Source organism: Nocardioides marmotae (assembly GCF_013177455.1).
GTDB lineage: Bacteria > Actinomycetota > Actinomycetes > Propionibacteriales > Nocardioidaceae > Nocardioides > Nocardioides marmotae.
In genome coordinates this window covers 671,247-685,508 of record NZ_CP053660.1, presented here as the reverse complement: position 1 = coordinate 685,508, position 14,262 = coordinate 671,247, and the positions used below count along the sequence as shown (strand labels likewise).

The following is a 14,262-nucleotide window of genomic DNA, read 5'->3' as shown; positions in this document are numbered from 1 at the left end:
AACGGCGCTTCGTGCGCGTGGTGGTACGCCGGCCTCCGGGAGTCAGAACGGCAGGGGATGGAGCGCCAGGTCGCGCTCCACCCGTCCGGCCGCGAGGCGCAGTCGAGGCACGACGTCGCGCAGGGCCTCCTCGAGGGAGACCCGCCCCACGTGCATGCGCACGTTGACCGCGGCGAGGATCGAGCCGTCCGCTCCGTGCAGCGGCACGGCGACCGCTCGATAGCCGAGCTCGAGCTCCTCGCTGGCGAGCGCGAAGCCGTTCAGCCGGGCCGTCCGCACCTCCTCCAGCACCCGCTCGGGGTCGGTGATGGACAGGTGGGTGTGGGCCGTGGGCGGTCGGCGGGCGACGTGCTCGCGGATCTCCGCGTCGTCCAGCCCGCTCAGCAGCACCCGCCCGATCGCCGTCGACGCCGCCGGCAACCTCGCGCCCACGTCGGTGACGACGGAGAGCACGCGACGTGACTGCGCCCGTGCGATGTAGACGACCTCACCGTCGACGAAGATCCCGGCCGAGCAGTGCTCACGGACCTCGGCCTCGAGAACGTCGAGGTGCGACTGCACCAGCCCCGACAGTCCGGCCGACGACATGAGGGCGTACCCCAGGTCCAGCACCCGGGGGCGCAGGGCGAGCCGGCGGCCCTGGGCACCGAGGTAGCCGAGGGCCTGCAGGGTGAGCACGATGCGCCGCACCGCGGCCCGGCTGAGCCCGGTCTCCCGGGCCAGGTCGGCCACCGTCAGGCTCGGGCGGTCGGCGGAGAACGCGCGGAGCACCAGCAGCCCCTTGGCCACCGACTGCACGAAGTCGCGGTCGCCCTCCTCGATCGGAACGGCTGCCGGCGCCTGGGTCACGACGCGCCTCGTCGAGGTCGCGGTCAGGCCTCGGCCGCGACGTAGGCCTCGACGATGGCGTGGTCGCGCTCCTGCGGCCCCACCTTCTCGTAGCCGCCGGCCGCCTCGATGCCGTTGATCTCGAAGAACTCCGCGTTGGCCGCCGTCCAGTCCTTCCACTTCGCCGGGAGGTCGCCGACGAAGAACACGGCTCCAGCCGGGCACGCCTCGGCGCACGCGCCGCAGTCGATGCACTCCAGGGGGCTGATGTAGGTGCCCCGAGGCCCCTCGTAGATCGCATCCACGGGGCAGTCCTCGATGCAGGCGCGGTCCTTGACGTCGATGCAGGGCTCGGCGATCACGTAAGCCATGGGTCTTCTGCCTTCTGGTCGTGAGTCGGGTGGGTTGCGGATCCGGCCGCGGGGTCAGCGCACGTCAGGAGACGTGCCGCACGACCCACTCCTCGTGATGGTCCGGACTGCCGAGGACCTGCTCCCACAGGTGGGCACGGCGCAGGAAGACGTGCAGGTCGCTCTCGTCGGTGACGCCGATGCCGCCGTGCACCTGGATCGCGGTCCGGCACGAGTCCACGGCGCAGCGGCCCGCGACCACGGCGGCGCTCCGCGCCACCACGGGGTCGGACCGATCGGCATCGACCAGCACGGCGGCCTGGGCGACCAGCGCCTGGGAGGCGTCGAGCTGGACGGCGATCCCCGCCAGGTGGTGCTTGACGGCCTGGAAGGACCCGATCGGCTTGCCGAACTGGTGCCGGGTCGTGGCGTGCTCGCGCGAGATCTCCAGCACCCGCCGGGTCAGGCCCACCTGCAGCGCGCCGCGCAGCAGGAGCGCCCGGTCGAGCAGGGCCCGGTCCGGCTCGCCGAGCAGGGTGCCGGTGGCCCGGCCGACCGGCGCGGTGCGGTCGAAACCGCGCTGCACCTCGACGTCGTCCAGTCGCAGCAACGCCACGCCGTCGGGCGTCACCGCGACGGCCAGCTCGGGCGCGCTCCCCCCGAGGGGCAGCACGACGCGGTAGCTCGTGGCGGCGCCGTCGAAGCCCCGGTCATCGAAACCCCAGTGCCACGGGTCGGCGAGCGCGATGCGCCGCGACCCGCCGAGGACGTCGGCGAGCGTGAGGTCCGCGGTCGCCTCCAGGGTGGGCTCGGCGGCCAGCAGGTGAGCGGCCAGCATCGACGCGAGGACCGTGGGGTCCACCAGCGCGGCCCCCAGCTCGACGAGCGCCAGCATCTCCTCGGCGGCACCCGAGCCGACGCCGCCGGCCTCCTCGGCCACGCCGAGGCCGAGCAGGCCGGAGTCGGCGATCGGGGCCCAGGGCGCCGACCCCTCCTTCAGGGTCGCCTCGGCCACCTCCCGGGCGGAGTCGATGACGGAGCGCTGGAGCTCGTCCGGTACCAGATCGAACATGGGTTCCTGCCGTTCTTGGTGGGGCCGCGTCAGCGCGGCAGCATGAGGTGACGGTCGCCGACGATGTTGTGCTGGATCTCGCGCGTGCCCCCGCCGATCGAGGTCTGGAAGCTCCACAGGTAGTTGTAGGTCCAGGAGTGCTCGCCGACCTCGCTGTCGTCGAGGAGGAAGTCGGCGCCGCGCAGCCGCTGCGCGAGCCGGTGCACCTGCTGGGCCACGTTGGAGAACTGGATGCGCACCAGGGACGCCTCGGCGCCCTGGAGTGCCTCGGCCCCGGCCTTGGAGACCAGCTGGTGGGTCATCGCGTCGAGCGTGCGGGCCCCCACGACGGCGCGCCCGAGCTGCGCGCGGATCTCGCCGTCGTCGATGGCGCGACCGCGTCCGCTGGGGGACGGCAGCTCCTTGGCGAGCTCGACCAGCTCCTGGGCGACCCGGGCCAGCTTCATCTGCTCGGCCATGAAGGCGGTGCCCCGCTCGAACGACAGGGTCGCCATCGCGACCTTCCAGCCGTTGTCGAGGCCGCCCACGACGTTCTCCAGCGGGATGCGGACCTCGTCGTAGAACACCTCGGCGAAGTGGTTGTCGCCGGCCATCAGCCGGATCGGGCGGACCTCGATCCCCGGGCTGCGCATGTCGCAGATGACCCAGCTGATGCCCTTGTGCTTCGGGGCGTCGGGGTTGGTGCGGACCAGCAGCTCCTGGTAGTCGGCGAGGTCGCCGTAGCTGGTCCAGATCTTCTGGCCCGTGACGACCAGGTGGTCACCGTCGACCACGCCGCGGGTGCGGATGCCGGCGAGGTCCGAGCCGGCCTCGGGCTCGGAGAACCCCTGGCACCACACCTCCTCGCCGGTGAGCACCTTGGCGATGTGGCGGTCCTTCTGCTCCTGGGTGCCGTACTGCATGAGCGTCGGCATGGCGTGGTTGAGGCCGCCGATCAGGCATCCCGGTCCGGGCGCGCGAGCGCGGACGCACTCCTCGATCCACACGGTCTGCAGCTCGAGGGGCAGGGCCCGGCCGCCGTACTCGACGGGCCAGTTGATGCCGGCCCAGCCACCCTCGTACTGCCGGCGCTGCCACTCGAGGTCGTAGGCCCGCGCCTCGGCGCCGTCGTGCGGGCGGCTCTCGGCGGGCACGTTCTCGGCCAGCCAGGCTCGGGCCTCGGCACGGAACGCCGCCTCGGCCTCGGTCTCACAGAACCGCATCGTCACTCCTGGTCGTCGGGATGGGCAACGCCATCAGCCTACGCTTTCGTTCACTAGTCGCACAAGTGTGCGCCATATGTTCATTCCGATCCGGCCAGGCGGCGTGCGGTCTGCTTCGCCCGGCTCACCCATCCCCGGACCGTCGCGGCGTCCACGCCGTGACGCAGCTGCCCGACCCGCACGACGAGGTCGACGCGCCCCTCGGGGCCCGGCACGGCGACGAGCAGGGAGTGCAGGTCGTAGATCTCGCCGTCGACGGGCTCGAAGGGCTGGTAGTAGTCGGTGGCGCGAGCGATCCGCTCGGTCACCTCGCGGTGCTGCGCCGGCGTCAGGTCGGGGTCGGACCAGAGCCGCAGCGCCTCCCGCAGCTCCCCCTCCGGACGACCACCGGCCAACGACGCCGTCCAGCCACGCTCCTGCGCCTGACGCACCCGCGCCAGCTGGCGGGCCCGCGCGTCGTCGTCACCCGGCGCCTTCGCCACCCACTCGGCGATCCGGTCCTCCGGCCACCCCGAGACGTGGACCTCCCCCAGCGGGGGCAGGATCGGGAACGGGGCGCCCAGCACGGTGCGCGAGCGCACCCCGGGACAGACCGCGGTGGCGACGTAGACCATCTCCTCGCCGTGCGAGGCGATGACGTTGACCTCCGCGCCGAGCTCCTCGGCGAGACCCTGCAGGTGCTCGCGACCGCGCTCGGCCGCGCGGATGGCGCAGTAGACGTCCTCGTTGACCGCCACCAGCGGTCGGTGGCTGAAGCGGCCGTAGCCGCCCTGGAAGAACAGCAGGGGGTTGGCGGCGCTCTCGACATCGAGGTCGGTCACCCGGCCGAGCACGATGTCGTGGTCACCGCCGTCCTGGATCGCGTGGGGGGCGCAGTCGATCCAGGCCACCGCACCGTCCAGGATCGGTGCGCCGGACGGCGCGGGACGCCATGCGGCCCGGTCGAACTTGTCCGGAGCGCCGGTGGCGAAGAGGCGGCAGACGTCCTCCTGGTCGGCCCCGAGCACGTTGACGCAGAACGAGCTCCCGGTGCGCACCCGCTGGTAAGTGCGCGAGGTCTTGCTGGGGAAGTACGCCACCAGCGGCGGGTCGAGGGAGACCGAGGTGAACGAACCGATCACCATGCCCTGGGGCTCGCCCGCGTCATCGATGCAGGTCACCACCACGACGCCGGTCGGGTAGTGCCCGAGGGTCTCGCGGAACCGGACGGGGTCGACCGCGGTCATGCCCGGGCCTCCTCGGCGAGCACGATGTCGAAGCGCGTGCGGCTCCACGGCTCGCCGACCTCGCGACCGCGCGGTGCGGAGCCGGCGGGCTGGCGGTCGAAGTCGAGGATCAGGCTCTCCTTGACACCGAAGACGGCGTCGTCGTCGAGGTGCTCGCCGCCGGCGACGAAGATGTGGGTGATCAAGGTGTGGTGGCCGGGGGCGCTGACCATGAAGTGCAGGTGGGGCGCCCGCATCGGCGAGCGGCCGGTGGCCGCGAGCAGCTCGCCCACCGGGCCGTCGTGCGGGATCGGGTAGGGCACCGGCTCGACGCACCAGAAGTCGTAGGCGCCGTCCTCTCCCGAGAACAGGTGGGCCCGGCCGTAGCGCCGGTCGTCGTCGTGCTGGACGTCGTAGAAGCCCTCGTCGTCGCACTCCCAGACCTCGATGCGCGCCCCGGGCACGGGCCGGCCGTGCACGTCGCGCACGGTCCCCTCCACGTAGCAGGGCACCCCGGTCGCGCCGTTGGCGATGTCTCCCCCGCGCTCGACCAGCGGGGCGTCCTCGACGAAGAACGGGCCGAAGACCGTGGCCTCCGTGGCGCTCGGCTCGTCGGGGGCGTTGACCGCGACGGTCAACATCGAGGCGCCGAGCACGTCGGAGAGCAGGATGAACTCCTGCCGGTTCTCGTCGGTGATGTCACCGACCGCCTTGAGGAAGCCGATCGCCCGCTCCCACTCGGCCTCGGTGAGGCGTACGTCGCGGACGAACGCGTGCAGGTGCTCGACCAGCGAGCCCATCACCTCGCGCAGCCGCGGGTCGGGGGTGTCGGCGAAGCTGGCGAGCACCTTCTCGGTGACCTCCCGCTCGCGCTCCTGGTGGGTCGAGTGGACATCGGTGGTGGTCATCAGCAGGTCTCCGTCCCGTGCAGGGCCGCGGCGAGGATCGAGGCGATGTCGCCCCGGTCCACCGGCCGCGGGTTGTGGATGGGCAGCTTGGCGGCGATCACGTCGACCGCCTCGTCGAGGTCGTCGGGCCGCATCCCGACGTCGGTCAGGCGCTGGGGCGCGCCCACCTCGCGGGCCAGGTGGCTCAGGCCGACCGCGGCGTCGTCGCACCCGATCGCCTCGGCCAGCCGCTGGGCGACCGGGCCGAGGGTCGGGGCGTTGAAGGCCAGCACGTGCGGCAGCACGGTCGCGTGGGTCTCGGCGTGCGGCAGGTCGAAGGCACCGCCCAGGGCGTGGCAGATCTTGTGGTGCAAGCCGGAGCCCGCCACGGCGAAGCACGAGCCGGCCAGGTAGGCGCCGTAGGTCAGCGCGGTCCGGGCGTCGCGGTCGCCCTCGTCGGCGGCGATGGCCCGCAGACCGGTGGCCAGCGCGCGCACGGACTCGATGGCCAGGCTGGTGGTCACCGGGTTCGCCGCCTCGGTCCACAGCGCCTCGACCGAGTGCGCCATCGCGTTGAGGCCGGAGGCCACGGCGAGCGCCGACGGCAACGACCAGGTGAGCTGGGGGTCGTAGACCACGGTGCGGGGCAGGACCCGGAGGTCCCGCCCGGTCTCCTTGCGCGCCGCCGTGGTGAGCCCCCACACGGGGGTCACCTCGGAGCCGGCGTAGGTGGTCGGGACGGCGAGGATCGGCAGGCCCGTCTCGCGGGCCACGGTCTTGGCCGTGCCCGTGGTCGAGCCGCCCCCGATGCAGAGCAGCCCGTCCACCTCGAGCTCCCGCGCCCGGGCCGTGGCGGCCTCGGCCACCTCCGCAGGAACGTGCATGCGGACCCCGTCGAAGACCCCGACCACGCGTTCGCCGAGCGGCGGCAGCAACCGGTCGGCGATGTCGCGCTCGCCCTCGCCCGCGAACGCGAGCACCCGGCGGCAGCCGAGCCGGTCCAGCTCGTCAGCGAGCACGGTCCCGGCGAGGCCTTCGCCGAACAGGATGCGCCCCGGCAGGGCGTCGTAGGTGAACCTCGTCCCGGTGCTCATGCCCGCGCCACCTCCAGCGGCAACCGGGTGGGGCCGCGTTGGCGCCACCAGTCCCCCTCGTCGACCTGGCCGGCGACCTCGAACCGGGTGGTGGCGCCCAGCAGCACGCGGGTGGCCTCGGCGAGCTCGAAGCGGGCCACCGGGGCGCCGAGGCACAGGTGGATGCCGTGCCCGTAGACCATGGTCCGGCCCGCCGGCCGGTCGAGGTCGACCTCGGTGGGGCGCTCGAACCGGCTCTCGTCCCGGTTGGCGGCGCCCCAGACCGGCAGCACCCGGTCGCCGGGCTGCAGCTCGCGCCCACCCAGCGAGACGGGCTGGACGACGGTGCGCGGATTGGCGTTGGCCACCACCGGCGAGGAGTGGCGGAGGATCTCCTCGATCGCGTGGTCGACGAACGCCGGGTCGGCCCGGAGCCGGTCCTGGTGCTCGGGATGCTCGGCGAGGTGCCGGGTGATGATGCCCAGGGCGATGGTGGTGGTGAGGTGACCGGCGGAGAACATCAGCCGCAGCACCCCGACCATCTGCTCCTCGCTCAACGGCTCGCCGTGGGGACGGGCCGCGAGCAACCCGCTGGCCATGTCCTCCTCCACCGGCAGCGGGCGGACCCGGCGCTCGGCGATGATGGCGCGCGCGTACTCCTTGAGCGCCTCGTTGGCGGTGGCGAAGTCCGGACCGCGGCCGTCTCCGTCGCCCTGCGAGGACACTGCGAGCGACCACTCCTTGAGCCGGCCCCAGTCCTCGTCGGGAAGGTTGAGGGTGGCGCAGAGCACCCGGGTGGGGTACGGCGACGCGAAGCCGTCGACGTACTCGACGACGCCCCGGCCGCCCGGCTCGACCCCGCGGAGGAGGTCGTCGACCAGCTCGCGCGCGAAGCCCGCGATCCGGGGGCGCAGCGACTCCATCCGCTTCGGCACGAAGTAGGGCTGGAGCAGGCGACGCATCACGGTGTGCTCGGGCGGGTCCAGCTCGACGGGGATCCGGCGCAGGTCCTCGCGCAGCACGTTGGCGCCGCTGCTGAAGGAGGACTTGTCGGTGACGACCTTGACGACGTCGTCGAAGCGGAGCGCGGAGTAGTAGTGGTCACCACGGGGTGACTCCGCCGCCGGCACGGGGCAGCGCCGGAGCTGCTCGTCGAGGCGTCCGTAGACGTCCGCCAACAGGTCGGGGTGGTCAGGAGCCCAGTCGACCGCCTGGTCGTGGGCCTGCTCACGGGTGCTCATGGTGTCCTCTCTGCACGGAGCCTCGATGAGGCGCCGTGAGGCATGGGGAGGCGTGGGGAGGCCGCGGTGCGCCGCGGTGCCCGCAGCGCAGCGCCGGGGTGCCGGCACTGCGCTGCGGGAGGGACGCGTGGCGGGTCTGCGGCCGTGGCGTCCCTCGGGGTCGGGCGGGGTCGAGCGGGTCAGCCCACCGAGAGGAACTTGGCGTCGTACGAGCCTCGGTAGATGCCGGGGATCTTGTCGTAGCCCTCCACCTCGGAGTCGGCGATGACGGCGAGGTTGCTGTGGCACAGGATGGTCGCGCCGCTGACCTCCTCGACGATCGCCTTGCTGACCTCGCCCCACTGGGCGACCCGCTCCTCGTCGGTCTTCGTCGGGTCGTACATGCCGTCCGCCGCCTCGATGACCGCGGGCGGGGTGTCGCCGAGGAGCGTGGGCTCGTCGATGTAGCGGTAGAGGATGTCGCCCTCGTAGCGCAGCGTCGTGCTGCCGGGGGTGACGTCGTACTTCTTGCTGCTCCACTGCTCGATGTACTGCTCGGGCGTGGTGGCGGAGAACTCGACGTCGATGCCGACGTCCTTCAGCTGGCTCTGCACGGCCTGGCTCAGCGCGCTCTCGATGTAGAGGCCCTTGAGCTTGATGTTCTCCGCGCCCGCCTGGGCGAGCAGCTCCCGCGCCTTGTCCGGGTCGTAGGGGTAGGCCTCGTCGAGCTCGGGGACGCCGCCGTTGCCCGAGAGCGGCTGGGCGCTCGGCTTGCAGCCGTCCGCGGTGCCCATCGCGACCTCGCCGAGCGACTCCCGGTCGATCGCGTAGGCGATGGCCTGGCGCACCCGCACGTCGGCCAGCTGCGGGTTCTCCATGTTGATGCGGAGCTGGAAGTAGCCACGCGTGGGCGACACGGCGACGTTGAAGCCGTCGTCGGAGGAGAACTCCTCCACCCGCTCGGTGACCTGGGTGACCATCATGTCCAGCTCGCCGCTGCGGAGCGCGTTGAGCCCCGCGTTGGGGTCGGTGTAGCCGGCGAGCTCGAGGCGGTCGACCTGGTAGATGTCGTCGCCGCCCCAGTAGTCGCCCTCGCGCTTGACGAACGTGACCGACTGGCCCGAGCGGAAGCTGCCCTTCTCCACCTCGTAGGGGCCGGTGCCAACGGGGTTCACGTCGAGGTCCGGGTTGTCCAGCGCTGCGGGGCTGATCATGTAGCCCGGCATCGCCGAGAACGCGTCGGGCAGCTCCGCTCCCCCGCCCTTGACCAGCTTGAGCGAGACCGAGTGCTCGCCGGTGACCTCGACGGACTCCAGCGACTTCAGCAGCGTCTGCACCGGCGGCAGCGCCTCGGTCTTGTAGCGGTCGAGGTTGGCCTTGACCGCCTCGGCGTTGAAGGGCGTGCCGTCCGAGAACTCCACGCCGGTCACCAGCTCGAGGTCGAGGGAGGTCCCGTCCTTGCTGAACTTCCACGACTTGGCGAGCATCGGGACGACGTTGCCCTCGGAGTCGAGCTGGGTGAGCTGGTCGTAGACCGGGGTCAGGTAGGGCTGGGTCTGCCCGATGCCGGTGGCCTGAGCCGGGTCGAGGTTCACCGGCGAGTAGATGCTGCCGATGCGCAGCTCCGACGCGCCCGAGGCTCCGGAGGCGCCACCGTCGGAGCCGCAGGCCGCCAGCGAGGTCAGCGCGACCAGCGCTGCCGTCGTGAGGCTGGCGCGGCGCAGGCCACGACGGAGGGGTCGAACGTTCATGCGAGGTTCCCTTCAAGTTCCGTGTCGATGTGCGTCATGCGCACATCTGTTCACTTAGCGACCAAGAGTGGCATCGGCCACACCGCGTGTCAACGGCCTGTCCGGCCGCCCCGGTCACCGGCCAAGGATCTTTGCCAAGGCGGACAGCAGCTCGCGCTGCGGGTCGTCGGGGAGACGGTGCGCGCGCCACGCCACGTGCTTGTCGGGGCGCACCAGCACCACGCCGGACTCCTCGACCCCGCGCAGCCGCTCCCAGTCGAAGTAGAGGTCGGTGACCTCTCGGCCGGGGCCGATCACGACGGTCTCCAGCTCGATGCCGAGCTCGGCAGCCACCTTCCCGGCGGCGTCCGCCCAGGCCTCGCCGGCGACGCCGGTGAGCAGCGTGAAGCGGTCGTAGCGCGCCAGGTCGAGCGTCGAGACCTTGCGCTGGCTGTCCCCGACCCACGCGTGCGGCAGGCGACCGCCCGGCACGGTGGACTGCTCGAAGTACAGCTCCGGGTCACGGGTCGGCGCCGGTCGCGCGGACCCGTCCGAGACGACCGCCTGGGAGGTGTAGTGCTGTCCCATCTCGACGCCGTGCGCGTTGAACTCGTAGTTCTTCAGCGCCATGGCCTCGGTGACCTTGCGGCGCTTCTCCACCCCGGCGGGGCCGGCGTCCTTGCGCTCCTCGATCGTCGCGCGCATCTCGTCCTCGGACTGGTCGGCGGTGATGCCGAGCGCCTCGAACAAGGCGCCGAACTCGCGCCCGGACTGGTTGGCCCGCAGCACGATCTGCTTGGCCACCGGCGCGCGCTCGACCGAGTAGGTCTCCAGCAGCGACGGGCCCGCCTGGCCGCGCAGCACCGCAGCGATCTTCCAGGCGAGGTTGTAGGAGTCCTGCACCGAGGTGTTGGACCCCAGGCCGTTGCTCGGCGGGTGGCGATGGATGGCGTCCCCGGCGCAGAACACGCGCCCGGCCTGCAGGTGCGTCGCGTACATCTCGTTGTTGCCCCACAGCGAGGTGCCCGTGATCTCGACCTCGAGGTCGGGAACGCCCACGAGGTTGCGGACGATCTGGGTCGCCGCGGCCTCGTCGACCACCGGCGGCTCGTCGTTGATGTCGTAGCCCCACACGATGAGCCACTCGTTCCACGGCCGCACCATCCGCACGAGGCCGGCACCGATGCCACCGATGTTGGAGCCGGGCTGGATCACCCAGTAGAGCACCGAGGGACGGTGGCCCACGTGCGCGCTCAGGTCTGCCTTGAACGTGATGTTCATCGACCCCGCGATGTCCATCCGGCCCTCCATCGGGAGACCGATGTCGGTGGCGACCTGGGAACGCGCGCCGTCGGCTCCGATGAGGTACTTCGCGCGGATCACGTAGGTGGTGTCGGTGACGCGGTCGCGCACCGTCACGTCGACCCCGTCGGCGTCCTGGACGTGCGAGAGGTACTCGGTGCTGAAGCGCGTCTGCGTGCCGCGCTCGGTGGCGTTGCGCACCAGGATCGGCTCCAGCAGGGTCTGCGGGATGTCGACCGTCTGCGACGGGGAGGAGAGCCGGTGGTCGGCCTCGCGGGCCGGGTGGGTGCCCCAGGTGAGGATCCGCCCGATCTCCTCGCCGGCGATGGCGGTGCAGAACACCGTGTCGCCGATCAGCTCGTGGGGGGTCGCCTCGGCCAGCACCTGCTGCTCGATGCCGAGGTCGCGGAAGACCTCCATCGCACGCTGGTTCGTGATGTGCGCGCGCGGCGTGTTCGCCGTCCAGCGGTACTTGGTGATCATCATGTTGTCCACGCCCAGCGCGGACAACGCCAAGGACGCAGCGGCGCCTGCCGGCCCCGACCCGACGACGAGGACGTCGGTCTCGGCCGCGTGAACCGTGTTGCTGTGAGTCATGGTCTCCTTCTTCGCTCTGACCGGGCTCTGTGTGCCAGCAGTGTGAGCACCCGCACATGACGGACAGAAGGGCAGGACCTCGACATGGCGGAACTTGTCAAGTGGTCCCGAGGGGGTCGTCCGCCGGTCGGCCGACGAGACGGCGCACCGTCGAGGGCGCCACTCCCGCATGGGCGCGGAAGGCTCGGGAGAAGCTGCTGGCGGAGGTGAAGCCGACGGCGTGCGCGACGTCTGCGACACCGACCTCCTCACCCCGGCGCTCGAGCAGTCGCCGCGCGAGCCGGACCCGGCGACCGGCGACGAACTGGGGCACCGTCACACCCGCCTCGGCGAACACCCGCGAGAGCTGGCGCTCACTGATCCCCACCCCGGCGGCGATCCGGGCGGCACCCAAGGACGGATCCCGCAGGTGCCGGTCGACGAAGGCCTGGGCGGCACGCAGGTGCGGCGCGGGGGCCGCCCCGACCGCCGCGTGGCCGGAGACCATGGCCACGGCGAGCTCGATCAGCTGGGCCTCGGCGACCTGCTCGTGGCCCGACCCCGCGTCGTCGACCTGCAACAGCTGCGCGACGCTCCGGCAGAGCGCGTCGACGTAGGGGTCGACGCGTGCGCGGTCGGCGCTGCCCACGACTCGGGGTTGGGTGGCGCGAGCGCCCTCGCTGTCGATCCAGGTCCGGCGGGGGATCTTCACGACCAGCTCGCGCAGGCCCCGGGAGAACCCGCGCATGAAGGGGTGGTCGGACTCGCAGACCACGACCTGCCCCGGCCGCGTGGTGAGCACGCCGTCACGGTGGTAGAAGGACGACTCCCCCGCGATCGTGGCGTAGAGGAGCACCGAGTCGCAGGGCGAGCGGTCGATGATCTCCACCGTGCGCTCGACCGCGTGCGGGCTCGCACTCACCTGAGCCAGGGACACCCGGCCGAGCGCAGCGTTGACCTCCTCGGCCACGAACCGGCCCGGCGCCGTACGGCACTCGAGTGCGACCAGCGCCGACTCGTTGTACTGCTCCCACATCGGCACCCGGAGGTCGCCGGCCACGCTGCGGGTGGCGAATCTCGTTACCTGCTCCACCCGATAATGTTGCACGCATATCGCACGCGTGTGCAATCTGCGCGCATTTTCTGTCCCAAGGATCGGAGACTCATGATCACCACCATCGTCACCGGCGTCGACGGCTCGGACACGGCGGGGGACGCGGCGCACACCGCTGCCTGGCTGGCCACCTCCCTCGGTGCCCGCCTGATCGTCCTCAGCGCCTACACCGACTTCCAGGTGCACCGCATCCAGGCGGGCAGCGACGAGTTCGTCTACACCTCCGAGGGCGACGCGCGCCTGGTCGCCGAGTCGACGGCCACCGCGCTGCGCGCGGAGTTCGGCGACCTGACCGTCGAGGCCATGGCCGCCGAGGGCAAGCCCCAGCAGGCCCTGGTCCGCGTGGCAGAGGAGGTCGGCGCGCAGCTGATCGTCGTCGGGAACAAGCGCGTGCAGGGGCTCGGCAGCGTGCTCGGCAGCGTCGCCCGCGAGGTGACCCAGCACGCGACCTGCGACGTCTACGTGGCGCACACCCACCACCGCCGGCACCGCTAGCCCCGCGCGAGGAGCCCCGCGCCAGGAGCACGCAGAACCGCCCCCGTCGGCACTCGGCCGACGGGGGCGGTTCTGTCTGTCTGGTGGAGCTGAGGGGATTCGAACCCCTGACCTTCTCATTGCGAACGAGACGCGCTACCAACTGCGCCACAGCCCCAGTGCGACCCCTGGGCTCTCACCCGGGACGCGAGGGAAGACGTTAGCACCCCCCTCGGCGGGTGCCGAATCAGGACCCGACGGCCCGGTGGTCCTCCTCCGAGGCGCCGGCCGCGGAGGCCTGCTTGGCGACGCGGGCGGCCTCGTCGGCCTCGCGTGCGAGCGCCGCGTCGGCGTCCGTGCGGCCCGAGGTCCACACGCCGGTGGCGTCGAGGTCGATGGTGCGGACGGTGCGGCGGGGAGCGGCCGGCTTGGTGACGTACGTCGGCAGGGTCACCGGCACCGGCTCCCACAGCGAGGGGTCGATCGCCGCGGGCTCGACGTGGGGCTGGTCCTCGACGCGGACCGCCTCGAACCCCTGGGTGTCGTCGGCGAGCGACTCGTCGACCGCCTCGTCGACCGCCTCGTCGACCGCCTCGGCGTCGGCGACCACGGCCGGCCCGTCCTGGCCCTGCTCCGGGTCGTCGGCCACGGGGACGCGGGCGGCGGGGCGGCCGGCCCGGCCGAGGCCGCGCTCCTGGCGGACCATGAGCCGGCAGGCGACCAGCCACGCGACGAGCAGGGCGACCGGCGCGAGGACCCACCACCACGAGGCCACCGAGGTGGCGGCGAGGGTGACGACGACGGCGTTGAGCGCCAGCACGCCGCCGAGCACGCGGCGACGCCGGCGCGCGGCCTGCGCGGCGGCCGCGCGACGTACGCTCGGCGACCCCGCGGGCGCCGCGACCGACGGCTTGGTGACCACGACCGCGGCGCTCGCCGGGCGGCCCGGCGTCACCACCAGTCGGGCTCCGCGGCTGTCGACCGGCTCGCGCCGGGCCAGCACGCGCATGGTGTCGGAGAACCTGTCGACCGACCGGCTCCGCTGGACGTCGTCGTGGTGCTTGAGCGCCTTGGGGATCAGGTAGACGGCCCAGGCCACCGCCAGGGCGACGAAGATGAGTGCGCTCAGGTCCACGGGCCCGAGCGTAGGTACGTCGGAGGCTCCTGAGGCGGATGTCAAGAGGTGTGTCGCAAATTGCCTCTGTGACTGGTGTGGTTCGTGGGGTCGC

The 14,262-nt window shown here is 72.2% G+C and carries 13 protein-coding genes and 1 tRNA gene; 1 reads left to right on the top strand and 13 read right to left on the bottom strand.

Annotated elements, in window-relative coordinates; all coding sequences use genetic code 11:
- Positions 1-42 precede the first annotated feature (42 nt).
- The 11 genes from HPC71_RS03255 to HPC71_RS03205 form a co-directional block, all read right to left on the bottom strand.
- Complete coding sequence (locus tag HPC71_RS03255) at positions 43-849, bottom strand: IclR family transcriptional regulator domain-containing protein (protein WP_171896083.1); 807 nt, start codon at positions 847-849, stop codon at positions 43-45.
- A 23-nt stretch (positions 850-872) separates the two neighbouring features.
- Positions 873-1,199, bottom strand: coding sequence for a ferredoxin (gene fdxA, locus HPC71_RS03250; protein ID WP_154613629.1), 327 nt, complete (start codon positions 1,197-1,199; stop codon positions 873-875).
- A 64-nt stretch (positions 1,200-1,263) separates the two neighbouring features.
- Positions 1,264-2,367 (bottom strand): acyl-CoA dehydrogenase family protein, encoded by a 1,104-nt coding sequence (locus tag HPC71_RS03245; RefSeq protein WP_326832936.1) that lies wholly within the window; start codon positions 2,365-2,367, stop codon positions 1,264-1,266.
- The gene (locus HPC71_RS03240; protein WP_154613627.1) at positions 2,280-3,452 is read right to left on the bottom strand and encodes an acyl-CoA dehydrogenase family protein; all 1,173 of its coding nucleotides are present in this window, start codon (positions 3,450-3,452) and stop codon (positions 2,280-2,282) included. The genes HPC71_RS03245 and HPC71_RS03240 overlap by 88 nt, the downstream gene beginning before the upstream one ends.
- Positions 3,453-3,532: 80 nt before the next feature.
- Positions 3,533-4,678, bottom strand: coding sequence for a flavin reductase family protein (locus tag HPC71_RS03235; protein ID WP_154613626.1), 1,146 nt, complete (start codon positions 4,676-4,678; stop codon positions 3,533-3,535).
- Positions 4,675-5,565 carry a dioxygenase family protein gene (locus tag HPC71_RS03230; RefSeq protein ID WP_154613625.1) on the bottom strand — a complete coding sequence of 297 codons (891 nt, stop codon included), beginning with the start codon at positions 5,563-5,565 and terminating at the stop codon, positions 4,675-4,677. The genes HPC71_RS03235 and HPC71_RS03230 overlap by 4 nt, the downstream gene beginning before the upstream one ends.
- Positions 5,565-6,638, bottom strand: coding sequence for a maleylacetate reductase (locus tag HPC71_RS03225; RefSeq protein ID WP_154613624.1), 1,074 nt, complete (start codon positions 6,636-6,638; stop codon positions 5,565-5,567). Before HPC71_RS03225 ends, HPC71_RS03230 begins: the two co-directional genes overlap by 1 nt.
- Positions 6,635-7,858 (bottom strand): cytochrome P450, encoded by a 1,224-nt coding sequence (locus tag HPC71_RS03220; RefSeq protein ID WP_154613623.1) that lies wholly within the window; start codon positions 7,856-7,858, stop codon positions 6,635-6,637. Before HPC71_RS03220 ends, HPC71_RS03225 begins: the two co-directional genes overlap by 4 nt.
- A gap of 179 nt (positions 7,859-8,037) precedes the next feature.
- On the bottom strand, positions 8,038-9,588 hold the full coding sequence (locus HPC71_RS03215; protein WP_154613622.1) for an ABC transporter substrate-binding protein: 1,551 nt from the start codon (positions 9,586-9,588) through the stop codon (positions 8,038-8,040).
- A 114-nt stretch (positions 9,589-9,702) separates the two neighbouring features.
- Positions 9,703-11,466 carry an FAD-dependent oxidoreductase gene (locus tag HPC71_RS03210; protein WP_154613621.1) on the bottom strand — a complete coding sequence of 588 codons (1,764 nt, stop codon included), beginning with the start codon at positions 11,464-11,466 and terminating at the stop codon, positions 9,703-9,705.
- A 97-nt stretch (positions 11,467-11,563) separates the two neighbouring features.
- A complete protein-coding gene (locus tag HPC71_RS03205; protein WP_154613620.1) occupies positions 11,564-12,538 on the bottom strand; it encodes a helix-turn-helix domain-containing protein in 975 nt (324 codons plus the stop codon).
- A gap of 72 nt (positions 12,539-12,610) precedes the next feature.
- Here HPC71_RS03205 and HPC71_RS03200 point away from each other — a divergent pair, with 72 nt between their 5' ends.
- On the top strand, positions 12,611-13,054 hold the full coding sequence (locus HPC71_RS03200) for a universal stress protein (RefSeq protein WP_154613619.1): 444 nt from the start codon (positions 12,611-12,613) through the stop codon (positions 13,052-13,054).
- An 81-nt stretch (positions 13,055-13,135) separates the two neighbouring features.
- Here the strand turns inward: HPC71_RS03200 and HPC71_RS03195 are convergent.
- Positions 13,136-13,211 (bottom strand) — tRNA-Ala (locus HPC71_RS03195).
- Between the two features lie 69 nt (positions 13,212-13,280).
- Positions 13,281-14,168: a divisome protein SepX/GlpR gene (gene sepX, locus HPC71_RS03190; protein WP_154613618.1), complete on the bottom strand. Its 888-nt coding sequence runs from the start codon at positions 14,166-14,168 to the stop codon at positions 13,281-13,283.
- Between the last annotated feature and the right edge of the window lie 94 nt (positions 14,169-14,262).